The organism is Photobacterium sp. GB-210, assembly GCF_003026075.1.
Lineage (GTDB): Bacteria > Pseudomonadota > Gammaproteobacteria > Enterobacterales > Vibrionaceae > Photobacterium.
In genome coordinates, this window is record NZ_PYNU01000004.1 from 112,203 (window position 1) to 137,897 (window position 25,695).

At 38.2% G+C, this 25,695-nt stretch carries 23 protein-coding genes; 9 read left to right on the plus strand and 14 right to left on the minus strand.

Annotated features, from left to right (window positions below; genetic code table 11):
* The first annotated feature begins 120 nt into the window (after window positions 1-120).
* From C9J38_RS08745 to C9J38_RS08760, 4 genes are all read left to right on the plus strand, one after another.
* A complete protein-coding gene (locus C9J38_RS08745; protein ID WP_107206733.1) occupies window positions 121-1,293 on the plus strand; it encodes a MerR family transcriptional regulator in 1,173 nt (390 codons plus the stop codon).
* Window positions 1,294-1,295: 2 nt separating this feature from the next.
* The gene (locus tag C9J38_RS08750; RefSeq protein WP_107206734.1) at window positions 1,296-1,802 is read left to right on the plus strand and encodes a GNAT family N-acetyltransferase; all 507 of its coding nucleotides are present in this window, start codon (window positions 1,296-1,298) and stop codon (window positions 1,800-1,802) included.
* A 477-nt stretch (window positions 1,803-2,279) separates the two neighbouring features.
* On the plus strand, window positions 2,280-3,368 hold the full coding sequence (locus tag C9J38_RS08755; protein ID WP_107206735.1) for an acyltransferase: 1,089 nt from the start codon (window positions 2,280-2,282) through the stop codon (window positions 3,366-3,368).
* A 642-nt stretch (window positions 3,369-4,010) separates the two neighbouring features.
* Window positions 4,011-4,736, plus strand: a complete 726-nt coding sequence (locus tag C9J38_RS08760; protein WP_107206736.1) for a hypothetical protein — start codon at window positions 4,011-4,013, stop codon at window positions 4,734-4,736.
* 104 nt (window positions 4,737-4,840) lie between these two features.
* Here the strand turns inward: C9J38_RS08760 and C9J38_RS08765 are convergent, their stop codons facing one another.
* From C9J38_RS08765 to C9J38_RS08780, 4 genes are all read right to left on the minus strand, one after another.
* Complete coding sequence (locus C9J38_RS08765; RefSeq protein ID WP_107206737.1) at window positions 4,841-5,887, minus strand: oxidoreductase; 1,047 nt, start codon at window positions 5,885-5,887, stop codon at window positions 4,841-4,843.
* Window positions 5,888-6,105: 218 nt separating this feature from the next.
* Window positions 6,106-7,053 carry an FAD:protein FMN transferase gene (locus C9J38_RS08770; RefSeq protein WP_107206738.1) on the minus strand — a complete coding sequence of 316 codons (948 nt, stop codon included), beginning with the start codon at window positions 7,051-7,053 and terminating at the stop codon, window positions 6,106-6,108.
* 89 nt (window positions 7,054-7,142) lie between these two features.
* Window positions 7,143-10,160, minus strand: a complete 3,018-nt coding sequence (locus C9J38_RS08775; RefSeq protein ID WP_107206739.1) for a flavocytochrome c — start codon at window positions 10,158-10,160, stop codon at window positions 7,143-7,145.
* A gap of 563 nt (window positions 10,161-10,723) precedes the next feature.
* Window positions 10,724-11,626: an SDR family oxidoreductase gene (locus C9J38_RS08780; RefSeq protein ID WP_233217686.1), complete on the minus strand. Its 903-nt coding sequence runs from the start codon at window positions 11,624-11,626 to the stop codon at window positions 10,724-10,726.
* A 104-nt stretch (window positions 11,627-11,730) separates the two neighbouring features.
* On the opposite strand from C9J38_RS08780, the gene C9J38_RS08785 reads away from it, so the two are divergent.
* Window positions 11,731-12,600: a LysR family transcriptional regulator gene (locus C9J38_RS08785; protein ID WP_107206741.1), complete on the plus strand. Its 870-nt coding sequence runs from the start codon at window positions 11,731-11,733 to the stop codon at window positions 12,598-12,600.
* A 38-nt stretch (window positions 12,601-12,638) separates the two neighbouring features.
* On the opposite strand, the gene C9J38_RS08790 is transcribed toward C9J38_RS08785, so the two are convergent.
* The 4 genes from C9J38_RS08790 to msrA all read right to left on the minus strand — a co-directional run bounded on the left by C9J38_RS08790 (window position 12,639) and on the right by msrA (window position 15,214).
* On the minus strand, window positions 12,639-13,379 hold the full coding sequence (locus tag C9J38_RS08790) for an AAA family ATPase (RefSeq protein ID WP_107206742.1): 741 nt from the start codon (window positions 13,377-13,379) through the stop codon (window positions 12,639-12,641).
* A gap of 122 nt (window positions 13,380-13,501) precedes the next feature.
* The gene (locus tag C9J38_RS08795; RefSeq protein WP_233217708.1) at window positions 13,502-14,050 is read right to left on the minus strand and encodes a hypothetical protein; all 549 of its coding nucleotides are present in this window, start codon (window positions 14,048-14,050) and stop codon (window positions 13,502-13,504) included.
* Between the two features lie 270 nt (window positions 14,051-14,320).
* Entirely contained in the window at window positions 14,321-14,602 is a 282-nt protein-coding gene (locus tag C9J38_RS08800) for an HPF/RaiA family ribosome-associated protein (RefSeq protein ID WP_107206744.1), read from the minus strand.
* 114 nt (window positions 14,603-14,716) lie between these two features.
* A complete protein-coding gene (gene msrA / locus C9J38_RS08805) occupies window positions 14,717-15,214 on the minus strand; it encodes a peptide-methionine (S)-S-oxide reductase MsrA (RefSeq protein ID WP_107206745.1) in 498 nt (165 codons plus the stop codon).
* Window positions 15,215-15,457: 243 nt separating this feature from the next.
* Here msrA and C9J38_RS08810 point away from each other — a divergent pair, with 243 nt between their 5' ends.
* A complete protein-coding gene (locus C9J38_RS08810) occupies window positions 15,458-15,847 on the plus strand; it encodes an MAPEG family protein (RefSeq protein WP_107206746.1) in 390 nt (129 codons plus the stop codon).
* A 332-nt stretch (window positions 15,848-16,179) separates the two neighbouring features.
* Complete coding sequence (locus tag C9J38_RS21885) at window positions 16,180-16,338, plus strand: hypothetical protein (RefSeq protein ID WP_005366214.1); 159 nt, start codon at window positions 16,180-16,182, stop codon at window positions 16,336-16,338.
* A 127-nt stretch (window positions 16,339-16,465) separates the two neighbouring features.
* Here the strand turns inward: C9J38_RS21885 and C9J38_RS08815 are convergent, their stop codons facing one another.
* Complete coding sequence (locus C9J38_RS08815; protein WP_233218484.1) at window positions 16,466-18,106, minus strand: insecticidal delta-endotoxin Cry8Ea1 family protein; 1,641 nt, start codon at window positions 18,104-18,106, stop codon at window positions 16,466-16,468.
* A 500-nt stretch (window positions 18,107-18,606) separates the two neighbouring features.
* A complete protein-coding gene (locus C9J38_RS08820; protein WP_107206747.1) occupies window positions 18,607-19,533 on the minus strand; it encodes a hypothetical protein in 927 nt (308 codons plus the stop codon).
* A gap of 684 nt (window positions 19,534-20,217) precedes the next feature.
* On the opposite strand from C9J38_RS08820, the gene C9J38_RS08825 reads away from it, so the two are divergent.
* Window positions 20,218-21,897, plus strand: coding sequence for an RluA family pseudouridine synthase (locus C9J38_RS08825; protein ID WP_107206748.1), 1,680 nt, complete (start codon window positions 20,218-20,220; stop codon window positions 21,895-21,897).
* 53 nt (window positions 21,898-21,950) lie between these two features.
* Here C9J38_RS08825 and C9J38_RS08830 read toward each other — a convergent pair whose 3' ends face one another.
* Entirely contained in the window at window positions 21,951-22,115 is a 165-nt protein-coding gene (locus C9J38_RS08830) for a DUF2256 domain-containing protein (protein WP_107206749.1), read from the minus strand.
* Window positions 22,116-22,206: 91 nt separating this feature from the next.
* Between C9J38_RS08830 and C9J38_RS08835 the strand changes: the two genes are divergently transcribed.
* A complete protein-coding gene (locus C9J38_RS08835) occupies window positions 22,207-22,590 on the plus strand; it encodes a hypothetical protein (protein WP_233217715.1) in 384 nt (127 codons plus the stop codon).
* Here C9J38_RS08835 and C9J38_RS08840 read toward each other — a convergent pair.
* From C9J38_RS08840 to C9J38_RS08850, 3 genes are all read right to left on the minus strand, one after another.
* Window positions 22,525-22,860, minus strand: coding sequence for a zinc ribbon domain-containing protein YjdM (locus tag C9J38_RS08840; RefSeq protein WP_107206750.1), 336 nt, complete (start codon window positions 22,858-22,860; stop codon window positions 22,525-22,527). The genes C9J38_RS08835 and C9J38_RS08840 overlap by 66 nt on opposite strands.
* A gap of 163 nt (window positions 22,861-23,023) precedes the next feature.
* Entirely contained in the window at window positions 23,024-24,856 is a 1,833-nt protein-coding gene (selB, locus tag C9J38_RS08845; RefSeq protein WP_107206751.1) for a selenocysteine-specific translation elongation factor, read from the minus strand.
* A 313-nt stretch (window positions 24,857-25,169) separates the two neighbouring features.
* A complete protein-coding gene (locus tag C9J38_RS08850; protein ID WP_233218485.1) occupies window positions 25,170-25,643 on the minus strand; it encodes a hypothetical protein in 474 nt (157 codons plus the stop codon).
* Window positions 25,644-25,695: the final 52 nt, after the last annotated feature.

Genomic DNA, 25,695 nt, shown 5'->3' on the forward strand with positions numbered 1-25,695 from the left:
TACAGTAACCAATAAAACGAAAAAGCCGACGTGATGTCGGCTTTTTTGTATCTCAAAACCCTTGACCTGTCTAAAGCTTCATAGTTTATAGTTCGCCTATCAATAAAGGGGAAAGCTGCCATGTACCGTATTTCTGAGTTAGCGCAAAAGGTGGGATTAAGTCGTTCCACATTACTTTATTACGAAAAGCTTAAACTGATCACTGGCACACGCTTAAGCAATGGTTATCGTGGCTATACCGACAAAGATGTGCAACGGGTAAAACTGTTACGGCAACTGCAAGCAGGCGGGCTTTCATTGAAAGAGTGCCAATCCTGTTTAGATGCCCAAATAGATCGAGATCTGCTACTTCAACGGCTAAATATTCTTGATGAAGAAATCGCCCAAAAACAGAAAGCCCGTGATTTGCTTTCTGCCATGCTGGGTATAAATTCGATGAAAGAATGGCATCAATCAATGGAATCAGCAGCACCCTCGGCTCACTTAGAGTGGCTAATGAAGCAAGGTTTCAGTGAAAAACAAGCCTTACGATTAAAATGGCTATCAAAAGATATGAACGAACATGAGCAATACATGGCAGACTTTGAAGCGATCTTTGATGATTTAGAACGACTTGGCCCTAGTTGTGATGAAGACTCTCTAAAAGCACTTGAAACATTGCCCATTAAATCTGGTGAAGTGTTAGATATCGGCTGTGGTAAAGGTGTTGTTACTACCTTATTAGCTAAACATGGCGATTTTCATATCACGGCATTAGACAACGATGAATATAACTTAAGTTGTTTAAACGAAGCAGCTATTGAAAACGGGCTTAAACATCGCATCACTTCTGTTTGCGCCAGTATGACCACAATGCCTTTTGAAGAACAACGTTTTGATGTGCTGTGGGCTGAAGGCAGTGCTTACATCATGGGGGTTGAGCAAGCACTTAAACAATGGAAACCATTTATTAAGGCTCATGGCTATTTGGTTATCAGTGACTTGGTTTGGTTAGCCGATAATCCAAGCCAAGAAGCAGTCGATTTCTGGCAGCAAAACTATCCAGATATGACCACCAGCGAACAACGAGTCAAACAGATGCAGCAAGCAGGTTTTGAAGTGATCAGCCACTTTACCCAAAGTGATCAGTCATGGACAAACTACCTAGCACCATTACAAAACAAGATCGCTCAATTGGATAATCAACATTTCACGTCCAATGCCATTAAAGATATTAAGAACGAAATCCATATTCATGAGCACTATTTAGGTCAATACAGCTATCAATTATTTGTATTAAAGAAAAAAGGTTAAACATGATCATTCGAGTAGAAAAAGATTCAGACATTACTGTGATTGAAACGCTAACTTACAGTGCATTTAAAGATCATCCTCATCATGAACCGGGCTCAGAACCAACCGAGCACTTAATCGTTAACCGCCTACGAGATTCTAACGCCTTAACACTATCGTTAGTCGCAGAAGTAAACAATCAAGTTATTGGTCATATCGCTTTCTCCCCAGTACTGATCAATGGTGAAGCTACAAACTGGTACGGTTTAGCACCTGTATCAGTATTGCCAGAACAACAAGGAAAAGGGATTGGTAAAGCGTTAATTAACGAAGGATTAGCCCAGTTAAAAGAACATGGTTCAGAGGGATTCGTACTATTAGGTGAGCCTGAATATTATGGTCGATTTGGTTTTAAAGCCCAACCAGAATTAACCCTAACAGGTGTGCCAGCTGAATACTTCTTAGCCCTGCCTGTTAAAGATTCAATTCCGACAGGTGAAGTAAGCTATCACCCAGCATTTTTTGAATAATGCATTTAAAAGCCGGCGTAGTGTCGGCTAATTATATATGGTTGAAAAATATCATTACTAATAACCTTGTTTTTTCAAGTTTATTAAAAACCCTTAGCAACCTCATCTTAAAACGAATTTCTACTTTTTAGCAATCCACCTTATCATCCAATTATGAATAATGATAAATGCTATAAAAGTCGATTAATAAGAAAATAAATTCCAGAAAATGCGTTTCTTATTAATGAAACAGACAAAAATATAAAGCATAATTTTTGGTTATGGATTACCTAAAGTTGTGTTTATATATCATTACAATAAAGATCAATAATGTACGCACAACTTAAAGAAAGATACTTTAAAATAGTCAGTTTCTTATCAAATTTTATATTTAATTACTGATAATAATTTTAGATTATCAAATTTTTCTATCATTAATTTAAGTGGCTCACTCTTTTTATATCTTTATTAAAAATGCATATAGAAACAGGATACTCAATGAATAATTCAACACTAATGAAACGCTACGACTATCTGGATAATATCAAGTGGGTTTTGACGATATTAGTGATTTTGCACCATTGTGCATCCACGGCAGGTCTGGATCCTATTGGTTACAATTTGCCCCATGTCAAAGAATCAATGCAATATCAATATGAGATTTTAGGCACATTCCAGGGCATCAACCAGTCATTTTTTATGTCACTGTTTTTCTTTATATCAGCCTACTTCGTGATCCCTTCTTTTGAACGTAAAGGGGCTGGAAAGTTTATGTTGGATAAACTAAAACGCCTCGGGATCCCTACACTAATCACCTTATTTTTGATCGAAACACGTGGATCGATTGAGTCTGCTGTATCAAGCATTAAAGGCTTTTTCCTTACCGGAAATATTGGATTAGGCGTCACCTGGTTCTGTTGGACCTTGATTGTATTTAGCGCGGTATTTGCATTGTTCCAAGTTGTCAGTACTGGGAATCAGAAGGTTGACACTGATAAACCTTTTCCGGCGCTTTGGAAGATCTTGCTGTTTGCCATTATGATAATTCCGGTCAATTTCGTTGGCTTATATCTGATGGAAACACTAGGTAGCAATTTCTTAGGCTTTCACCTTCTTAAATATTTCCCGATGTATATCAGCATGTTTTACTTTGGTATCTTAGCTTATAGGTATCAGTGGCTCGATAAGTTAGAACGTAAACACGCTTTTTTAGGAATTCTAATGTGGGTAGCGGGATTATTCATCTATACGATAGCTTCTAGCTATGGTCTGAATAGTGAGATGCTTAATATGGTTTATGTGGCAATACGTGGATTCACTGTGATAGGGATGTCGATGTTTCTACTCTATAACTTCAAAATGCTATTCAATACCAAGGGACGATGGAGCTCTATGTTGACCCGTATCGCTTTTGCTGCCTATGTGGTGCAGAATATCCCAATGCGGTTTACCGCAGACTTTTATCAGTCTTTTATGACCCAAACACCCTTAATCAACTTTGTGGTCATTGCTATCCCCTCTGTGATCGGTTCTTTTGCTATTGGCTATCTTATCTGCAAGACCCCCGTTCTAAAACGTATTTTCTGATCTAGCTAAACGTGTGACTCTCATCTCGGTGATAGAGTCACAGCTAGTCGAGCTTATTGGATATAGCATTTGGACTGGTAGTAATAGCTACGCACCACTTATCACTACTAGTCTCGATGTGTCGTTTACTGTATACATAACTCATTCTGGTAGACTCAGCGGAATCTCCAGCGAATAGAGGTTGCATATTTCTAGTAACCAAACTCTCCAGATATGACCAATAGAGAACAATACATTTAAAAGCCGGCGTAATACCGGCTATTTATGTATATACTCTCCACCATAAGAAAACGTCTTTATTATTTAATACTTCTGTAAAAATATACTTGGTAAAAAAACATCACCAATAACCTTTGTTTTTTTAAGCTTATTAAATATTTTCACGACCTCATTTAAAAAACCACTAATTAATTTTCTTATCAAGAATAATTAGAAATGTAAAACATAATATTTCGTTATGGGTTATATAAATGCTTGTTTATATATCATGACAATAGATAATAATAAAATACAGCCAACTTAAAAACGATAACCAAATTAAATCAGTCACTTAAAATTGATTTATTAACATTTATTTGCTGATTATCTTTCAAATATATCTATTTACATGACATTTTCCCACATTTTTAAAAAGGTTTTTATATGAAAAAGTTATGCCTATTCGTACTCATTTCAACAATATTAGTGGGTTGTGGCGGTGGCGGCGGTAATGACGATAATAATAGCGGTGGCGGTGGTGGTACAGACAAAGCTACTCCACTTGATCTTGGTAATTTAACATCTGATGTTAAAAAGCAATACGCACAAGTTAACTATGATACTTTTTTAGTTATTACTGAAAGCGCCCTAAACTGTGCAAAAGATCTTAACATTGGCGAAACCGATAATACTTGTGCAGTTATCGATAGTGGCAATCATAATGAAGGGTTGAGTATTGAAGAGATATCAGGGACTTTATCTGTTCAAAAGCAAGCTGATAAGATTCAGATAAGCACGGTTAAAGACATACAATTTCATGCACCTTTAATTAATCAAAACACAAATACTTTTAAGCTCAATCAAAATAATATTGCTAACACACAAAAAGAAACAAATTTTATTAAAATACCAGAGGCAACAGATCAAGAAGCCAATATTCAAGAAGTCGAATCCGACCAAGTGTATTTAGGTGGTACTTTTACCTTCTCAAATGATAATGGTATCAAAACCGTTGACGCTTTTGCTCATGAATTCTATGGTTTAATTTATAGTCATAATACCAACACAGATGAAAGTCATTTTGTCAGTAGCATAAGTCGATTAGTGGGTAAAAATAATGCTATGGTCGACTGGAGTACAGATGAAAACGGTGTAATTAGACCAATCTAATTTCATTGAACGGAGAAACTAAGCCAAACTTAAAAAGTTAAGTTTGGCTTTTATTTAAAACTGATTAGCGTTCTTAAATATCTAAACGTCTATTGAGAGTGTATTTAGACAGCATCTTTAAGTTGTATTTTCTTACCTAAACGGCTGCTTTCCAACGCCAACTCTATTAACTTAATATTTAAAAGCGCATCTTCTGCTTTAACTGGACATGTCACACCTTGGCGAATGGCTTTAGCCACTTGGTGATAATATTCCTGATAACACCCTTTCACTGTTGGCACAGGCGTACAACTTTGCTCATCATAAAAGTTGCCATACTGAGACGGTGATTCTGCTGACCAATCTTCATTTACAGGCATAACACCAGAAACTAAGTATTGCTCTTGCGGATCAATACCCAGCTTTTCATAACAGCCACCAGTACCTTTAATAGTAAAACGCTTATTTTCGCCAGCACTTATCATGTCGCCATGAAGCACAACAAGGTGAGTTGAGTAATGTAAAAGTAAGTGGAAGTAATCAACATTATTAGAGCCTTTTCGCGAGACTCTACAATCGGCAGTGATCGCGTCTGGTAATCCAAACAAGGTGATCGATTGATCCAGCAAATGCGAGCCTAAATCAAACAATATACCGCCTCCATCTGCGGCTTGCTCTTTCCAACGTTCACGAACCACTGGGCGAAAGCGATCGAAGTGAGATTCAAAATGTTTTAACTCTCCAAAACGTTTTTCATCGATCATTTTTTTCACGGTAAGAAAGTCACCATCCCAACGTCGATTGTGGTAAATACTCAGCATTAGCCCCTTTTCTTTTGCTAATGCGATCAGTACTTCTCCATCTTCAACCTTGGTGACAAATGGCTTTTCAATAATAACGTGTTTACCATTCTCTAAGGCTGCTTTAGCTAACTGAAAGTGGACATCATTTGGCGCGGTAATGATCACTAATTCAGCATCGGAAGAGGTTATCAGCGCTTCTGCACTATCAAAATGTTGAATTAATGGCCAATCTTCTTGAAGTTGTTGTTGCTTACTTGTACTTATCGCCGTTAGCTCAAACTCTTTTAGGCTTGTAATAAATGGAATATGAAAGGTTTGAGCGGAAAAACCATAACCAATAACCGCTGTTTTGATCGCTGAGCACGCCATGTTCATTTCTCCATACCGAATAATTGGCAATTGAATAATATCGTTTCATTTATACAAACACTGACAAACTCAAATACCAGCCAGTCATCTATCTGTGTGAGAAACTTATCATCATGGAGCAATGTAGGAAATGCAACTTACACATTTTTTGTCGTTTTAAGTGGTGAAAACAGGAAAATATAGAGCTGTATTTCACTTTAACAGTCAAATATTGCTATTTAGCGCATCTGAATAACTGTACCGTTGTCAGTAAGACCATTAGTGACAAAAACGTCACCTTGATTTGAGATCAATACCGCCTCAATCCCTGCCTGACGATTAAGATAAGCAAGCGCATCATCAATGGATGATAAAAAGCCAGCAGTGCTCCATATTTCACCATCAACAGAGAGCTTTGAAATAATCGTCACACTCGCGATATTGGTTGAGATAGGCTTGCCCGTTTGCCCATCAAGAAGGTGATGATATCGCTGCCCATGGTATTCAAAATAACGTTCATTAATGCCAGACGTTACCATTGAATAATCTCTTAAAGGCACAACTCGGCAGATATCGCCACGCGAAGCTGCCAGCGGGTTTTGAATACCGACATTCCATGTTTGTGAAGCATTCTCAGGCGAGTAACCAATGGTCAGTACATTACCACCAAGGTTAATAAAGCCATGCTCGACCCCGTTAGCGGTAAGAAAATCTTTGATCCGATCAGCAAAATATCCCTTAGCGATAGCGCCTAAATCTATCTGCATACCTGCTTGAGAAAGGTATACCGACTGATAGTCATCATCTAGGATAATGTTTGATGGATCGACAAGCTGTAATTTTTCCGCAAGCTCCGCATCGGTGGGTAACTTGGCATCTTTAAAACCGATATGCCATGTTTTAACTAGTGGCCCAATCGCCACATTAAACGGATTTTGAGGATCGACACTGATCGCTTTTGATTTCTTAATCAGCGCATAAAGATCCGGCTTTACACGGACAGCTCGAATCCCTGCGTAGTTATTGACGCGCATCAGTTCAGATTGCGTCTGATTAACCGTAAAACGTTGAGTAAATTCTTGAAGTTGCAGATAACATTCTTTGATCAATGCTTCACCACGTTCATGATGAACCACAAGATCAATAAAGGTTCCCATCATAGGAAAACGCGTTTTATAACTTGCCATTAACTCTGTTCTCGTTAAATAGTAAAAAGGGAAGCACATGGCTTCCCTTTGTACCCAAGTAACTTCAAGATGCTTGGGTATATATCTAATTAAACGCGGTTAGATACGCTATCACCCGCTATACGACCATAAGTGAAGATATCAATCAACGCATTACCACCTAAACGGTTACCAGCATGAATACCACCAGTCACCTCACCGGCTGCATATAGCCCAGAGATTGGTGTCCCCGTTTTATCCAATACACACGCTTGAGTATTGATCTTCAAGCCACCCATTGTATGGTGAACTGAAGGCTTACGTGGCGTTGCATAGAACGGTGCTTTTTCCACTTTTAAGCCAAGTGCGCCTTTGTGGAATTCAGGATCACGGCCTTCATCAACGTAACTGTTATAACGGCGAATCGTTTCTGTTAACGCTTCGGTCGGTACATTAATTTTTTGCGCTAATTCTTCAATGGAATCTGCTTTAATAATAATACCTTCTTCGATCTCACGCTCAATGGTTTCATCTGTGGTGTTCGCTGCTGTTTGACGGATAGCTTCATCAGCAATCATATAAATCACACCACCATTGTCGAAGAAAGAACGAGAAAGCACGTCTCGACTTTCACATTCATCGACAAAACGCTTGCCTTGGTTGTTAACAAAGACAAAGTTTTCAGGTGGAACAATAAGACCCGTTAATAACGCACCAGATTTAGGATCACCAATCGGCATTAACTGAACATATTCCATGCCCACTAAATCAGCACCGACTTTTTCACCGATTTCAATACCATCACCAATAAGCGCAGGTGAGTTGGTTGTTTTAATATCGTCGGCAATCTCGTTCCAGTAGTTGTTGTATTTTTGCAGCATTTTGGTGTTAGCACCAAAACCACCAGACGCCAGTACAACACCACAATTAGTAGTCAACACATATTTTGTACCGTCTGAATGCGTTGCTTTAATACCAACCACTTTTCCATCATCAACAATCAATTCTTCAGCTCGCGCATCCGTAATGATATGACCACCTTGGGCAATTACTTGCTTTTGCAGTTTTTCGACAAACTCAACACCTTTAGGGCGATTAGGTTTATGCGCTCGACGCCATAGCGCACCAACTGCGATATCCACCATGCCACGGTTAAAGTCGATGCCTTTTTCCGTTAACCAATCAATCGATTCCATTGCACGACTTGTTAACGTCTGTACTAAATCGTATTGACCATGAATTGATTCACCATCAAGGTTAGTACGTTTACCACCTAAGTATGTCTGAATTAGGTGCAGTTCAACGGAATCAAACAGATAATTTTTGCCACTTTCAGTATCAAGGAAATAGTTGGCTAGTTGATCTTTCAGTGTGCGGAAATCTGCAAGATATTCTTCTGCAATGTCTGATTCAGGTGTATCGGCAATTGCTTTAAGATAATCCACTTCACCAGCAATAGCAGGGAAACCTTTTACCCACTTAGGCTCTGCTGCATTCACCCAACCGCCTGTACGTACAGTGTTACCACCAACAACAGGGAATTTTTCTAGCAAGATAACAGACTTACCATTATCTAAAGCAGTAAGCGCTGCACTTAAACCTGCACCACCGCCACCGACAACAACAACATCGACAGTTTTTTCGATAACTTCCGTAGACCATTCAACCGCTTCACGTGCTTTACAACGAAGCGCTTCCGAGTTACCACCCGCTAAATCAACAGCATCAGATACACCGTCAATAACCGCTTGGCTACTCACTGTCGCACCAGAAATCACATCAATATTTAGCGTTTGGCCTTCCATAATTTGTTGTGGAATACGTTCAAACGCAGGGTTAGCAATACCGTCTGACTCTTTTGATGAATCAACGATAATATCGAGGATCTTGTCTTCAGAGAACGTCACCGTTACAGGTAATTTGCCATTATGACCGTAGCCATAAGCGGTGTACTCACCAGGCTCAAAGGTGATCTCAACGTTTTGTAATTCTTTAATACGCTGGTGCTTTAATGCCTCAGCTTTACTATCAACAATCATGTAATCCATGATTTCCCAAAGTGGTGTTGGGATCTTCAGTTGATGTTGTTGCTCAATATCAGCGAACTCGGCACATTCTTCACCATTGATCGCTTTAGTCGCCCATGTTGGCTCAACAAGGAAACCTTTACCCACACTCACCATGTCGTAACCTTGTGCTAACGCTTGATCAGCATCTGAACGCTGAGCGATACCACCAACACCTATTACAGGGATTTTGGCAACATTGTCAGATTTAAGCGCATGGTATTTACGAATAAGTAGTTCTTTATCTTCAGGGTTTACAATCGAATTTCGAGTATAGTTACCCATCGAAAAGTGGAAATAATCAAGACCACTCGCAGCCAACTTATCAAGCAAGTACATGGTATCTTCAAAACGAATACCAGGCTCTTCAATTTCTTCAGGAGAGAAACGGTAACCAATAATGAAATCATCGCGTTGGTGATCAGCGACAACTCTTTTCGCTTCATTTAAAACAGCAAGAGGGAATGTCGTACGTTTTTCAATATCACCGCCCCACTTATCATTTCGACGGTTTGAGTGTGGAGAGAAAAACTGTTGAAGGATGTATGTATTAGCGCCATGGATCTCAACACCATCAAAGCCCGCAACAATTGCACGATGAACAGCATTAGCAAAAGCATCAATCATGAAGCCAATCTGCTCTTTCGTCATTTCAAGTGGTGTTTCTGCATTATCGCGAAGCGCAGCGACAGGACTCGCCGATATAGGTTGATGGCCACCATTGTATTCGCCATTTGCCATACGGCCAGCATGGTAGATCTGAAGAATAGCCTTTGAGCCTTTCTCTTTAATTGCCGATGCTAACTTCTTGAGTCCAGCAATCTTACTGTCGGTATTGATACCTAATGCACCGGGAAATGCTCTACCGTAATTTTCAACAAACGCACTTTCAACAATGACTGCGCCAGCATCGCCAGAGCGAGCGGCATAATAGTCGATCATTTCTTGTGTAACACCACCATCAAAAAATGCAGATTGAATGGTCATTGGTGCCATAACAATGCGGTTTTTGAATTTGGCTTGTGATAAGCCTAATTGAATTTCATCTGTTAATTTATTCACTGATTCATATTCCAATAATAATTAATACTTATATTAAAAATCACTAAATAAGCAGTTAAATTTAAGTAGCTTTTAAAATAAGAACTAAGGCAATTAACTAATATTGAATGAAATTACTACAGCGGTAATTCTCAGTAAAATGATACATCTGCATTTAGTCTATGCATAAAGCACATAAAACCATTAACATTTAAATAAATTCTCTTTCTATTAACATTTAAATTTAAACAAGCAAACAAAATAAGAGAAAAATTTACTTAGTATGAGCAGTTATGAAAAAATAAACATCGTTGAAAATGGATAATATAACTACTATCAACAGCTTAATTTTCACGAAATTGACTAATAATAAAAATAATCAAAAAATGATAAAACGGAGAGTGGTTATCCTATTCCTCAGAAAAAATTGCCGTATTAAAATAGAAATCATTCCTATTTTTCTTTAATCTTTATTTGCAAAATTGAATTTCATTATTGGCTGGATTTATGCCTTTGATGACAGTGAATAAAACCAATAATAAAAAAGCTGACATTAAGTCAGCTTCTATTGAAAATGTTGTATGTTAATCAATAAACTTATTATTCTTAGCCCAACGAGTGATCACCTCTTTTGCTAATGGCGCAGGGCCAAAGAAACGTTCTTGATCGCTAATGTCAGCAACAAAACGCCCTTTTTTGAAGAACAAGAACATTTCAAGCATGTCATAGCCAAGCTCACTGAATAGTTTGATTGGGCGAACAAGTAATTGGAAAACAAACCATGGCACAGTCCATGTTGATAACTTCTTACCTGTCACTTCACTAATTAATTGCACCAATTCCGCTTGGCTTTTAGCACCATCACTCCAACCTACATCAATCGATTTATTATTGATTTCATCACCTTCAAATGCGGCAGCTTTAGCAAGATAATCAGCTAAATCATCAGTCAAAATGTACGACCACTTAGTCGTTGTATCGCCAATTGCGTAAAAACGACCCGCTTTAAAGCCATCCGCAATGTAATCAGACGTTTGATCTAAAAACGCTGGTGCACGCACAAATACATAAGGAATGCCGACTTGCTTAATCACATCTTCTGCAACTTTTTTAGCATGAAAATGTGGCACGCTTTGCGCTTCATCACTATTAACAATACTCAAGAAAACAAAGCGTTCAATGTTTGCTCGTGCTGCCGCTTCTGCGAGGTTTTTATTGCCTTGGAAATCGGCATCAAGGCTCTCTTTCATATAACCGTTAGCAGAGCTAATCACCACATCCACACCTTGTAATGCAGCATCTAAAGAAGCAGGATCCATCATGTCAGCCTGTACCCACTCTAGCTCTGAAAATTCACCTTTTGGTGCACCACGGCGTGACATCGCTTTAATATCGACGTTTGAATGCTGCATTAAACTACGTAAAATTTTACGACCTAGGAAACCTGTGGCACCAACAACAAGTACTTTCTTCTTTTGAGTTTGCATAATCATTTTCTCGTTAATCTCTGACGTTGAAGCCATGTTATATAATTCTATATTTGGATTAAATACTATAAAATGGAAATGATTGATTCAAAAATGGGATAATTATGAAATCACTCGATGATATGGCGTTATTTGTAGAAGTCGCCAACGTAATGAGCTTTCGCCAAGCCGCAGAGATTACTGGAGTGCCTAATTCCACCCTTTCAAGGCGCATCAGTGCATTAGAAAAAGCCATTGGGCTGCGTTTGCTCCACCGTACAACACGAAAAATTGAACTCACAGAGGCCGGTCAACTGTATTACGAGCGTTGTCGTCGTATTGTTGAAGAAGCCAAACTCGCCCATCAACAATTGAGTGATATAGCAGAAAATCCTAGTGGTACGGTTCGCGTGTCTGCCCCTATTGATTTTGCGACCCACTTCATTGCGCCATTACTACCCGAATTTTCAAAACAATATCCCGATATTGAATTGGAATTTGATTTATCTTCACGGCGTGTGGATATGACATCGGAATATTTCGACGTAGCAATTCGAGCAGGTGAAAGTGAAAGCTCAAGCTTAATTGCTCGTAAACTCGCTAACTTCCATCACTATGTTTATGGTTCTCCCGCTTATTTGGCACAATATGGCGAACCACAATCACCAGACGAACTTACTCAACATCAGTGTTTTAGTATCGTAAAATCAGCCCATTGGGCATTACATAGCAAAGATAAATCGGCAGATATTAAGGTAAACAGCAAACTATTTGTAAATAGTATTGGCATGATCAAGCAATTAATAGTGCTCAATATGGGATTGGGATTACTCCCACAAGAAATGATCACAGATGAGTTAGCGCAAGGAACATTACAACGCATATTACCGGACTGGCAAAGTTCTCCTGTGCCGATATACGCCATAACCGAAACACGGTTACTACCCGCCAAGACTCGCTGTTTTATTAACTTTATTCAAAGTAAACTTGAATAGGTAAACTCAAGCGATTCATCGAGCAATATTAAGCTCAATTACTCTTCTTCCATTAAGATTTTCATCATCTGCTGATGGTGATTCAGGAAGTTTCGAGTGATCTCATAATGCTCGGTATCCTCATACGTTGTTTCATCGATGCCACTATCACTGAACTGATAGATTTTAGCTCTTGGGTAGGCCAATAAAATCGGTGAGTGAGTAGCAATAATAAATTGCGAACCTGCTTCAACTAAACGATGCATTTCTGAAAGCGCAGCCATTTGTCTAGCTGGTGAGAGAGCAGCTTCGGGCTCATCCATAATGTATAAACCATTACCGCGTAACTTATTAGAGATCGTTGCCATGAAAGATTCACCATGAGATTGATGGTGTAGTGATTGCCCACCATAACCTTGCAACGGTGGCGGCATAAGCTGATCTAAATAAGTGGCAACATTATAAAAACTCTCTGCCCTTAAAAAATAGAAGTCTTTCGGGCGTTTAAAACTTTTCACGGTTTTAATGTAGCGATCTAACTCAGAATGCGTTTGCGCGGTAGCAAAACCGGTATTCTTGTTCCCCCCTTCCGCATTAAGCCCCATCGCGACTGCAATCGCTTCAATTAGCGTAGATTTTCCTGAACCATTTTCACCGACAAAAAAAGTAACATCAGGATGAAATTCAATGACATCTAACGCTTTGAGGGCTGGAATACAAAACGGAAATTGATCGTAATTATCAATTTTTTCGCGCTTTAAAGCGATTTCTCGTAGGTAAGGTTTTTCTTCAAAACTCATAAATCTCAAACAGTGTTATTTATTTCTAAAATAGTTTAACCATGTTATCCGTTATCACATTGAAATAAAATGAGCGAGAAAGTTAGTACCCACTCAATTTATATCAACCATGAATAACGGACCTATTCCGCTTGAGATGGTGCAGCTTCTGTTGCAGATGCGGGTGTTGAAGAGGTTGGAGTATCAACTAAGGGTGCTGCCGCATCTTGCTGAATTTGCGTTGCTGTTGGTGAGTCAGCATGCGTTTGTGATTCTACAACTGGCGCTGCATTGGTAGATTCTGGTGTTGAAGATGTTGGAGTATCGATTAAAGGTGCTGCTAAAGGTGTAGCTGAATCTTGTTGGGTTTGTGCCTCTGTAGGCTGTTCCGTTACAACAGGAGCGCTTGATGCGACATCGACGCCAGAGCATGACATCCCTAAGCTGGTTAATTTTTCAGCAAAAGATTTCGCTTTTTCTTCACAGTAACCGACCTCATGTTTCGCATCCCATAATACAGCAGTGCCTTCCGGCTTAGTATAGCGAACTTCACACGGTACTTTGCTATTTGGATTAGCATAAACAACTTCGATGACACGCTCAGAATGATCACTTTTACACACATACCTATCTTGTGCATGTGCTTGAAAAGCGAGAATAGATAGCGCAACCAATAATAGTGATTTCATCATATAACTCCCCAAAATATACGTTATAAAAGAGATAACAATCTTATCTTATTCGCTAAACAATGACTTGAAGCTGAATATTTAACGCGATAGATGATTTAACCTTTACTATTCAAACAGTATAAGGGCTTTGACAATAAACATAGAATTAAATTTATCATTATGTGATTGGGTATTGCATACATTTAAGAGCAATAACCGTAATAGGCAGACAATAAAAAAGGCTCATTACGAGCCTTTAATTTTGATGACAAGAAATGCAATCGCATGAAATTATTGATGCGCTGCTTTCTTCTCAACCACTTTTTCAAAATGGAAAAATGCTTCTTTAATACATTCTTCTAAATTTACGTTATGCGCTTTAGCACTCACTTTATGGAACACTTCAGTATCCATTTTCAAATCAACAGCATAGCCTGTATCTTCTTTGATGATATCCACATGAATATGTTTAAATTCAGGATCGATAACCATCATCTTTTCAATATAATCAGATACTACTGCTTTGATTGAATCAGTTAGTTCCATATGTTCACATTTGATTTTTAAGCTCATGATACACCTCAGTAATTCTCTTAAATATCTGACACTGAATGTAAGCCTAAAAATAAAAAAAGTCTCATCCTAAAAAAGTAATATTAATACTCAAAAAATGACTTCGCTTCACCTTTATTCTTCAGGTAATACCCAATCAGGACGCGGAAAATGACAGGTATAGCCATTAGGTCGGTGAAGTAAATAATCTTGGTGTTCTGGCTCTGCTTGCCAAAAATCACTTGCTGGCACGATTTCTGTTACTACCGTTCCCGGCCAAATGCCAGAAGCATTGATACGCTTAATCAAATCTTGGGCCGTGTTTTTTTGCGCCTCTGAAGTATAGAAAATCGCAGAGCGATAAGAAGTACCGATATCATTACCTTGGCGATTGGTCGTTGTTGGATCATGAATTTGAAAGAAGTACGCCAAAATATTTTCAAAACTGGTTTGGTCATCATCAAAAGTTATTTCAATCGCTTCAGCATGAGTACCATGATTGGGATAAGTTGCATTTGCCACATCACCGCCCGTATAGCCAACGCGGGTTATTATCACCCCAGTTTGACGACGAATAAGATCTTGCATCCCCCAGAAACAGCCGCCAGCAAGTATCGCTTTTTGTTGTGCCATCGTTAACTCCTTCGCTTTCTTAAATCCTAATTCAATATATACCCTATCAATAAATCGTCAGGGATGAACAGTATTTGTGATTGAAAAACAGCTAAAAACTTATTTCAACGCCCTCAAGAAAAGTCTTCATTTAGCAATAGATTCTGCCTTCATAGACCTAATTGACTGATGATCACGGTAAAGAACAAGTATACCTATTAATATAAAATCAAATAGCGAGTTGATAAAACCAGGGACGATTCATTGGATATTTTAATTTATAGTTTAATTGCCGCAGCATTACTTCCTTACATAGCCAAAATACCTCTCGCCGTCGCAATGCATAAAATGGGAGGCTACGATAATAACCATCCCCGAGACCAACAAGCAAAATTGCATGGTTTTGGTGCGCGAGCATTAGCAGCACATCAAAATGCCTTTGAATCACTGATTATTTTTTCCATGGCCGTTTTGTTAGCAATCGCAACAGGCAGCACAAATGAAAAAATTCAGTTATTGGCACTTCTCCACATTAGCTTTAGAGTTGTCTACCACATACTGTATCTAATAAATCTCGGTGTTTTGCGTTCCATCGCTTGGACGATAGCAATCGGCTGCTCATTTATCATTATGGGACAGTGCCTGTCGAGTTAATCAAAAGTAAGACATAAAAGTAGATTGAAGGTGCGACTTAATAAATGCACTTGATAAAAAGCATTAGCGTAACTATAAATTTATATGCAAGTGTCTAGGTTCATCATAACCATTGCCCCTCATTCCAAATATGTGACTAGAGGGGCTTTTTATATCAATTAAATACAACCCATTTTTATATCTGTGCACCATATCCTATGTGTAATTGGATATGTTTTGATATTTTGCATGCGATTTTTTGATATTAATTTAACGATGGCAGATTTTATTAAATTGCATTGATAACACATTCTTTGTTATTAATCTGATATCGGTTGGAATGGAGATTTACGATGAATCACTGGACAGACTTTTTCCCTTATGTCGCTATGGCGATTAAAGTCATTGCGTTAATGGTTGCTGGATATTTTGCGATCAAGTGGCACTTCGACCAAGACAGAAAACTGAAGAATAAAGAAAAACAAGAACAACAGATTAAAACGCAAGATTAGGAAATCTTAAAACATAAATACTGCCAAGCAGCCTTTTTACTTTATACATTTATAGATAGCAGTATTTGTAGTCTTTTTATTAGTAATATCAAGAGAGTCATAAGGATGACTCTCCGAATACATAACCTTATTTCTTCATCGCTTCTTTTAAAAGCGCCGCCCCTGCCAGCCCAACTAACGGCAATGCATCAATAGAGCCACCGCGCCTATCACCTCTATCATCGTTCCCATCTGTTGCATAAGCCCAAAACTCATCACGAGCAGCCTCATGTTCAGATGTTATACACGAGTATGCATCTAATTGATTAACTTCACTTAACACGTCCAGATCTGGCTCTTCAATGGATGATATGTAATGTTGCTGAAGAAACTCTTCATTCTTATTTTTAGGAGGTACCCAAGTAAAGCCCAAAATTAAACAACCTATCGCCTGATGAAAATAGGCACTATGAGTCCAAGCTGTCATCGTTGAAAGTCGACGAGGAAAAAATGCGACTTTATGTTCTTGTTGGAATTGAGCCTCATAACTATCCCATAACTCATAATCTTTATCATGAATATCATACAGCGTTAAATGTGAAGGGAGACTCTGAGACTTTATTATCGCATAGGATATTGGAAATTCTTCATCTTCAATACTCTCTATCGTGACATTTTTTGTTTCAACCCCTGATGCTGGATAAGCAATAACATCTGTTTTATTTACTCTCTGACCATCATTATTAATAGGCCCCTTACCATCAGGATAATAAACGTTTAAGTTTACTGGGCGCCCATCGAAGTAATCAAGATACAGTGAAGTGAAAGATAGCGTTGGCTGTCTATATACTCCTCCTATCACCCCTCTTCCACCACGGGCAACCTCATTACACTCTTGATCCCAATCATCCGCAGTGCCGTAAGCTGGAGAGTAAATGTCATTAAATTTACTTGAGTCCAATACAAATGATCTTGGATTAACATCAATATCCATTTGCTCAAACATTTGTATAAAGTCATCGCAATATTTTACAGCGATAGTGCTGGACGAAAAAAAATAATTGTAAGTATCAGTACGATGTTGCCCTACAGGAGGACGGTCTTTTTCCAATACCTCTCTTTGGTTTTTAATCGTCTGTTTTAAGTAATCAGAATATTGCTTTTTATATTCTTTCATTTCTGATTTTAACGAGTCATACATATGTTTAGATAAATTGTCTTTGTGATGCAGTAAAACATCCCTTAAAAAAGTCATATGTAACGAAGCGAAAACACCAAATAATGGACACAATATATATTCATAGCCTTTTTGTTGAAACTCTGGGCCCTCTCTTATGAAGTCATCATTTAACGTAACAATAAGAGACGTTATCTCCTCAGGAGAAGCGCCTTTGACAAGAGTTAAATATTTTTTTAGAGAGAGATTCATGCCTGCTACTATTGTACTTACTCTTGAAAAAACCTCATCGTCTAATTTTTCATTAATCAGTTCTTCTACTTTGTCTTTTATTTTTCCCCAAACATCTTCTTTCGGTGACGGCCACAATAAACGCACGAGAAATGACACAACACCGCCAACTTCAGGAATAAAATTCAACGCAAAACCCAAAGAACTTTTAAATATTTCAATCACATCAGAACCTGAAAAGTCAGGGTAGTTAATTGTATAACCTTTATCACTACTTAACTCGTCATTGCCGCCTAAACTACGAGCCATGCTATTACCTGATAACAGAGACATCGCAACTAATGCTGATAATTTTTTTAACGCTAATCTTCTATCATTCATAAATACATCTTAATAATAAATACTATGCCTGATAACTCTGTGGCTAATTGCAATTACTCGTACCTTAAGCCATGAAGTCATAAATACTCGCAACATTCTGCCACCGATAATACCCCGTCAGAAAATTGCAATGTTAACGTTCGGTAAAAAACCATAAAGAAGTAATAAAAAATAAGAACCCAATATTACTAGGTTGTTGCGGTTTATATCAAAAGCAACATTCTAATAACTCTTTTATTACGTGTGGGAATAAGAAATGAGTCACTTAGCGGTTAATAGATTTATAAACAACGAGTTTACTGAATAATAAACTCATTTATGGGCAAGAACGTGTTTAAGGTTTGTTTGTTTATTTAGAGTGGTAAGTAAGGCACATGGGATACTCGACTTTTCAGTATCACTTCCATCATATTTTCAATATTTATCTTGAATAAGACTATCTAATACTTCGAATAAGAATGATTGTAGATAGATAGCCTTATTTTTAGATTGAATTATATCTAATCCAATTGTGAGTTCGAACTATTTATTAACATTGATATTTGAGGAACTACAGCTAATAACGATTCATGAAGCTTTTTCCCTGCTTCTCCTAAGTTTTCAACTAGGCCGTTGTAGGTATGATACCCTGTTACATTATCTTCTACTGAGTAGAAGCTTTTAACACCATAAAACTCTTTCGTTCTGCCATTGTAAATTGCAACATTTACACTGACTATCCGGGCATATGCATTAAGGGCACTTCCTGCATTATATATAGCTACAGGGCTAACCTGTATAACAAGGTCAGCATCAACACTTTCAAGTTCATTTGGATACCTCTGCCTAAATAATTTCCCTTGCGAGTCTAAAGCAGACCATCGCAAGTAAGGTACAGAGTGAACTTGATCTTTCAATAAAGAAACATCAATTCCTTTTTCTTTTAAAGAGCTTGAGAGTTCGTTAAGAAAATCTCTTCTTAAGTTTATCTTAGGGTTTGTACTAGAATATATTTCATTAAAATTAGATGCTCTTTCATTTGTTTTTTTACCTATCTCATTTATAATTCCCGCAGTTAAACTAGCAGCAACCGCTGTTATTCCAGAGTCTATTGCATTCGAGTTATTATTTTCAATTACTATTACACTTGAGTTATTTTCTATTACTGTTTGATTTGGTAGAAAGGTAGCATTGGTTTTCTTTTCTTGAGTTATTATCGGTTCGACTTCTTTACCAAGATCAAAATACATAGATTGTTTATCTGTAAAGTGTTGTTGATCCATAGATAGCATAAACTCTCCGACTAATGCATGTGTTCGCATTTCCGGAAAGTCAACAATCGCAACACTCTTAATATTATTTAAATTTTCTTTACTAAGTGGAGCGACAGGGAAAGTAGTGCAACCAGAAACCAAAAGTATCACTAATATAAAGGCTATTTTGTACATACGACTTCCTTGTATTAAAGCTATTATTAAAATAAAATTTCTTATTAAAAATTACAATATATAACCCACGTTTAATTTAGATATAAAACCACTGATATAATCTTAATATTTTTAGATGTAATTATCTAATCTAATTACATTATAGTTATACACTTCATTGAATTTAATTGATTAATTTTTCATTCACAATAAAAACCCCTCAAAAATGAATATGTAAAAGTATTATTTTGAACTACTTCTCAATATTTTTGTATACTGAAAAAATTTAATAAATAGTCATTATAATGATATTAAGCTATTATTCTTTTTTAAAGAATCCTATAAAGAAATATAAATTATGGAAATAACAAATACATTAATAGAGATTTTTTAGTTATATTCCTATATAAAATAAATCTCTCTCATATTATTCCAAATAAAGTCTCAACCCATGATTTTCACCATTGGGTTACGTTTTTGTTCTAATTTTTTGATGTTGCTGGTCTTTAGCTTATAGCAGATATCATTGTTTTCTAGCCCAATATATTGATCATCGCATGTGTGACACCTACAGCCACAAATTAAAATACTTTGCGTATTGTTCTCGCACGAACATGCATATCAATTCTATAGCTAAATCCTATCACTCGTACTCTCCCCCAGAGAGTGGTAAAATCCTCGCCCCATTTTGCGATAGATTAAGCCATGTACGATTCCCTTTTTACTCCATTTCGCTCATCGATTGAGGCTATCGCCTTACCTGAACGTTTTACTTATCCTTTTTGTTATAAGCCACATCCACTTAGCGTGCTAGCTGCAAAAGAGTTGCAACAACACCTTAAAACACAAACCGAATGGCAACACGATTTTGGTTTAGATGGTTTAAATGAAGACAGCGATAATCACGCCATTGGCAACATATTCGGTGTGTTAGTGGTACAAAACGAGCAAGGTGACATCGGCTATCTATCGGCATTTTCAGGCACTATCGCAGGGCAAACACAGTTACCCCAATTTGTGCCGCCTGTGTTTGATGCGCTTAACACCGATCCTGAGATCCAAGCGATTAAACACACGCTTACAGTACTAGAATCTGACATTGAATCTATTGCGTCTTCGCCTCAGTTCATTGCGCTGCAACAGCAATATACTCAAGCGAAAACGCAAGCTGAGCAAGAATCTGAAGCCTTTCGTTTACAGATGATTGAACAGCGCAAGCAGCGTAAATTGCAACGCAAAGCTGCCGAGCAAAGTGATGATGAAAACGTTAAAACAGAAGTGTTTCATCGCCTAGCCCGTGAAAGCGCTTACGATAAACATCAGCAAAAAGCCTTGCGCCAACAGTGGCAACAAACGCTGCAATCACTAAGCGAACAGCTTGAAGCAGATACCACTGCGCTTGCTGAACTAAAAGCCAAGCAAGATAAATTAGCAACACAATTAGAACAAAGTATTCATCGCCAATACCGCTTTGTGAACCAATTTGGGGAATATAAAGATCTCAATCAGTTGTTTGATGAGCCATTACAAGGGGCGGGCGATTGCGCTATCGTCAAACTGCTTCAGTATGCGTTTAACCACCAATTAACACCGTTAGCAATGGCAAATTTCTGGTGGGGTAAGTCCCCCGCGCCACAAATGCTAAAACATGCTTACTTTTATGAAGCCTCAAAAAACAAATGTGAGCCTATTTTAGCCCATATGTTGTCTGGCATTGAGATAGACGAGAATCCACTAGAGCAAAACCCAGCCGAAGGCAAAGAGCTAAGTATTGTTTATCAAGATGATGCGATGGTGATTGTTAATAAACCTGCAGAGTTCTTATCTGTACCCGGTAAAACCATTACCGATTCAGTATATAGCCGAATGCAAGCCATGTTCCCAGATAGCGATAGCCCGTTGATTGTCCATCGTTTAGATATGTCGACCTCTGGCTTAATGGTCATTGCCTTAACCAAAGATGCCCACAAAGCACTGCAAAAACAGTTTATTGAGCGCACAGTCGAAAAACGTTACGTTGCCCTATTAGAAGGTAACAGTGACAGTGACAGTGATAGCGGGCAGATTGATTTTCCAATCCGGGTGGATTTAGACGATCGCCCTCGTCAAATCGTGTGTTATCAATACGGCAAACCCGCACAAACCACATGGGAAGTGCTTGAGCGTAAGAATGGAAGAACCAAGGTCTATTACTACCCAAAAACAGGTCGTACACACCAGCTTCGTGTCCATTCCGCCCATGTTAAAGGGATGAACATGCCTATTGTCGGTGATGATTTATACGGGCAAAAAGGCGATCGTTTATGCTTACATGCTCAATACTTGGCATTCAACCATCCAACAACTAACGAGCATATGGTGTTTGAAGTCGCTGAAGATTTTTAAAGCCTAAATAACACCGCAAAAACGACAATGGCTGACGCATTTTTCGTTATGTGTCAGCCTACTTTCTTTCTTGATGAGTCCATGTGTTGGCGCGTGCGCCTACAACGTTCAGAGCAATACTTCACTTCATCCCAACATTGTTGCCACTTCTTGCGCCAAGTAAACGGCCGTTGACAAACCGCACACACCTTAGCGGGTAAATTGGATTTTTTGTGCATCACTTGTTCTTATTTAATAAACACAGTGCTAGTACGTTTAAAACCCTTTATTGGCTGTTATTTCCTATAAAAATCATCCTTTCACTTCTTGATGCAACCAATCACGAAACACTTGTACTTTAGCCATCAAGGTACAACGATTTTTGTCAAATTATGGCAAATGCGCGAAACCGAAAAAGACACACTGCATGTTGATACCAACGATCTTACTAATTGGAAAGTGATTGAGGGGCGTGAAACATGCCCGTTATTTCGCAACCCATTTGAATCGGTCCGTTTACAGACAGTCGCTGCGGTTAATGTTGTGTGTGATTTATCACTCGATGCCACAGAGATTTTAGTGGTTATTGGCTCAGTCAAACGTGACGGGATCAATCAAACTTTGTTAATAAAATTGCGTAATGATGTATTACGCTTTTTTAACGAATTTTGCAGTAACCATCATGTCACCAGCACCATCAAGTTTACAGTCTAGTTGGTGGTCTTTACCTTCAGCAATACGTTTAATAACCGCTTTCGTTCCAATTTTTAGCACCAGTGAACTGCCTTTGACTTTCAGATCTTTAATTAGCGTGACCTTATCGCCCTCTTGCAATAATGTGCCGTTAACATCTTTCACTACTATGGTTTCTTCCTCTGCAACTTCAGCAGGGTTCCATTCATAGGCACATTCAGGACACACTAGGTTCGCTTGATCTTGATACACATATTCAGATTGGCAGTTTGGGCACGGCGGTAAAGACATAATCACAACTTCTTTAATCAATTAACAATAATACGCATTATGTTAATAGTTATAGCTAGCTAATACGAGTTTAATAACCCGTAATATCAAGTAAGTTAAAATAGCGACTAACATTGATTGTTACGGGTAACTTCAACACTCACTTTAATCATCGTTAGATTTATTACTGATCCCACGCTTTTAGGATAATACGCTCATCACCATCACGACGCACCCAGCCATCTTTTTCCATTCTATTTGCTAATGGGATTGAGTATTTTCGGCTTAATTCTGTCCGATCTTTAATATCTCCCATCGATATGCGATCTTGGGGTTGATGTTCAGCTATCACGGCTTTAACTAAATCAAGATATAAACCCATATCGAAGTAAATGGTGTCATCCAAAGCGGTAATATATTTTTGATGGCTGAGCTGTCTAAGCCACTTTTTACCACCAGCAACCGTTACTTTATTCAGTTCTAGTCCTGCTTTACCTAGCTCGCGTATTTGTTGCAGAATCTCTTGTGCCACAGGAGGTAATTCATCTTCGTTATCACCTTGCCCTAAGCACCATTTACCATAACTAACATGTACTTTTTCTTGCAGCTTTAATTGCTGCATTAAGATATCAATCACTGCTTCATTAATACGTAGACGTGTTGCTATTTCGGCAGATGACATTGAGATCCCATCAGACAGTAACGTCTGAATTTGCATAACATTGTCAGCTAACCAGCTATCTTCAAAACAATAAGGCGTTAAATAAGTTTGGCCTTGTGCCGATTCAAAACCTGCTTCGGTCGTTTCAAAGTAACCTTGTAGAGCGAGTAACATCTCACGTTGTGATTCAGGCTTTAAAAGTACCGGTAAATTATCTAATGCTTGGTATAAACGGCGTTTTTGATAACCCATAACAGGTGTTGACCACACAATTTCAGCACCGTGTTGTAGCCCACAGCCACCTTTTTGGATCATTGCTAATCGTTGTCCAAAAATCATTGGGATGGGCTTTTCAAAGGTTAGTCGTGCTAATTGAGTATTCGGAATATAACTTAACAATGCTGAGCCATGCCAAGTCCCCATAGCAACTTCAACATGGCGTTGTTTACGTTGCTTGAGTTTGTCTGACGTCTTATTGATACGAACGATGCACTGACTATGTAATGGTGGGGTTATTGTCGCAGATGTTAATAAGTGCCCTCGCCCTACTTCTTTACGGCTGATCCCTTTAACATTCACAGCGACACGGCAGGTGGCAGATAATTGCTGATGTTGTTGATGATAAGCTTGCAGAGAACGAACTGTCCCCATGATGTTACTAGGAAAGCAGCGAACCTTATCGCCAATACTCAATGTTCCCTGTGCCAATGTACCTGTAAGTACGGTACCCATGCCATTTACGACAAAAGAGCGATCGATATACATTATTGGGGCTACGACCTGATCATCTGCAATATCCGTCGATGCTTTACGATCAATATTAGCTTTAACCGCCTCAATCAGTCGATCACGTAACGCAGGAATGTTGTCATTTTTTAAGGCTGATACACTGATAATCTCAGGTAATAAGCCCGTCATCTCCATCACATTGTCTAACGCTTGATCTTCTACCGCACTGAGTTGCTCTGCCGTGACTTTATCGCGCTTGTTAATACACACGACGATATCTTCTATTCCCATCGCATGTGCAACTTGTAAGTGTGAGGTGGTCATCGGCATCCACCCTTCATCTGCCGCTATAACCAGCAATAGCACGTTAAGGTGCCATACACCTGATACCATATTACGTAGATAACGTTCATGTCCCGGGACATCCACAACCCCAATGGTATTATTGTTATCATCTTTAAAATAGGCAAAACCCAAATCTTGTGTCATACCTAATTGTTGTTCATGTGGACGCGCAGTGACGATACCTGTGAGTGCTTCAATTAAAGCGGTTTTACCGTGATCAACATGACCTGCCAAACCGATAACGGCTTGATATTTTTCTACATTATGAGGCTGTGAGACCATTACTACGACCTAATTGAAGTGAATAATATTTGTATTGAGATAAAATATTAATTGTTGCGTATGTTGAGACATGAATACGCAGCCATTACTTTATAAACGTTTATCATCAAATTCTTAAGGTGATAGTAATAAACTTTCGGATATTAGTAATTGACTAGTATCAATTTGTATAACAAACAAATATTAGGCTTGTTTTTTAATGAAGTGTTTTTGCTTTTATCTGTATGATATTTATTCATACTCTTTATTATTTTCTATTAACAAGCAATAAAAAGCCCTGCTGATTGCAGGGCTTCGTTATATTTTTAAATTTCTATCTGATCACGTTATTGTCTTTCATATTCGTGATTAATATATCCGTTAATTCATCAATGATATTATTCATGTTACTTGGATCAACAGATTCTGATGATGTTGACCAAATCGGGATATGACTTTGCGTATCAAATAAGGTGAACTCAACGTTTACAAATTCGTAAGAAACAGAGTAACTATCATCGTAAATATAACTATAAGACGTATTGTAGTAGCTGTTAAAACTAATACCTCGGTTATAGCCATAACCGGTATTACCCGGATATCTCACTTCTTTATCTTCAATATTTATCAATTTTGCGACAAAAACGGTTTGGGTATTATGTTTTTTCACATAAGCCGCAATATCACCTTTAGACGGTAATTCATTAGGAAAAATTTGCGAACTCGGGATCGCATCCACCCCATGAGCTTGTAATTGTTTGACCATATCATCTTCAAAGATCCGTCTTACACGTAAGTTGTCAGACATAGCAACAACCATCGTGCTTTTTATTGGAAACTTTGTATATGACGAGTCCACC

Coding starts and splice junctions, on each gene's coding strand:
- C9J38_RS08745 (WP_107206733.1), top strand. CDS start 121: ATGTACCGTATTTCTGAGTTAGCGCAAAAGGTGGGATTAAGTCGTTCC.
- C9J38_RS08750 (WP_107206734.1), top strand. CDS start 1,296: ATGATCATTCGAGTAGAAAAAGATTCAGACATTACTGTGATTGAAACG.
- C9J38_RS08755 (WP_107206735.1), top strand. CDS start 2,280: ATGAATAATTCAACACTAATGAAACGCTACGACTATCTGGATAATATC.
- C9J38_RS08760 (WP_107206736.1), top strand. CDS start 4,011: ATGAAAAAGTTATGCCTATTCGTACTCATTTCAACAATATTAGTGGGT.
- C9J38_RS08765 (WP_107206737.1), bottom strand. CDS start 5,887: ATGGCGTGCTCAGCGATCAAAACAGCGGTTATTGGTTATGGTTTTTCC.
- C9J38_RS08770 (WP_107206738.1), bottom strand. CDS start 7,053: ATGGCAAGTTATAAAACGCGTTTTCCTATGATGGGAACCTTTATTGAT.
- C9J38_RS08780 (WP_233217686.1), bottom strand. CDS start 11,626: ATGCAAACTCAAAAGAAGAAAGTACTTGTTGTTGGTGCCACAGGTTTC.
- C9J38_RS08785 (WP_107206741.1), top strand. CDS start 11,731: ATGAAATCACTCGATGATATGGCGTTATTTGTAGAAGTCGCCAACGTA.
- C9J38_RS08790 (WP_107206742.1), bottom strand. CDS start 13,379: ATGAGTTTTGAAGAAAAACCTTACCTACGAGAAATCGCTTTAAAGCGC.
- C9J38_RS08795 (WP_233217708.1), bottom strand. CDS start 14,050: ATGATGAAATCACTATTATTGGTTGCGCTATCTATTCTCGCTTTTCAA.
- C9J38_RS08800 (WP_107206744.1), bottom strand. CDS start 14,602: ATGAGCTTAAAAATCAAATGTGAACATATGGAACTAACTGATTCAATC.
- msrA (WP_107206745.1), bottom strand. CDS start 15,214: ATGGCACAACAAAAAGCGATACTTGCTGGCGGCTGTTTCTGGGGGATG.
- C9J38_RS21885 (WP_005366214.1), top strand. CDS start 16,180: ATGAATCACTGGACAGACTTTTTCCCTTATGTCGCTATGGCGATTAAA.
- C9J38_RS08815 (WP_233218484.1), bottom strand. CDS start 18,106: ATGAATGATAGAAGATTAGCGTTAAAAAAATTATCAGCATTAGTTGCG.
- C9J38_RS08820 (WP_107206747.1), bottom strand. CDS start 19,533: ATGTACAAAATAGCCTTTATATTAGTGATACTTTTGGTTTCTGGTTGC.
- C9J38_RS08825 (WP_107206748.1), top strand. CDS start 20,218: ATGTACGATTCCCTTTTTACTCCATTTCGCTCATCGATTGAGGCTATC.
- C9J38_RS08830 (WP_107206749.1), bottom strand. CDS start 22,115: ATGCACAAAAAATCCAATTTACCCGCTAAGGTGTGTGCGGTTTGTCAA.
- C9J38_RS08835 (WP_233217715.1), top strand. CDS start 22,207: ATGCAACCAATCACGAAACACTTGTACTTTAGCCATCAAGGTACAACG.
- C9J38_RS08840 (WP_107206750.1), bottom strand. CDS start 22,860: ATGTCTTTACCGCCGTGCCCAAACTGCCAATCTGAATATGTGTATCAA.
- selB (WP_107206751.1), bottom strand. CDS start 24,856: ATGGTCTCACAGCCTCATAATGTAGAAAAATATCAAGCCGTTATCGGT.
- C9J38_RS08850 (WP_233218485.1), bottom strand. CDS start 25,643: ATGTCTGACAACTTACGTGTAAGACGGATCTTTGAAGATGATATGGTC.